Here is a 267-nt window from a genome sequence, read left to right as displayed (position 1 = left end):
GCTGAGTCATTTATGGCAGGTCGGAATGCAACAATAAAGTTAACGTATGACGTTTTGGTTGTTTGGTTTTGAGGGTTCAATGTCATTGAACTCAATAAATACATAGGTAAGATAGGGGCCTATAGCTCAGCTGGTTAGAGCGCACGCCTGATAAGCGTGAGGTCGGTGGTTCGAGTCCACTTAGGCCCACCATATACTCCTATAAATAATCCTATGGGGCCTTAGCTCAGCTGGGAGAGCGCCTGCCTTGCACGCAGGAGGTCAGCG

Annotated in this window: 1 tRNA gene; it reads left to right on the top strand. The window is 48.3% G+C overall.

Annotated features, from left to right (window positions below):
* Positions 1-115 precede the first annotated feature (115 nt).
* Positions 116-192 (top strand) — tRNA-Ile (locus AB1471_RS17430).
* Positions 193-267 lie beyond the last annotated feature (75 nt).

The organism is Jeotgalibacillus marinus (genome assembly GCF_040801915.1).
Lineage (GTDB): Bacteria > Bacillota > Bacilli > Bacillales > Jeotgalibacillaceae > Jeotgalibacillus > Jeotgalibacillus marinus.
The sequence above is the reverse complement of the archived record's forward strand: the minus strand, read 5'-3'. Positions and strand labels throughout refer to the sequence as shown.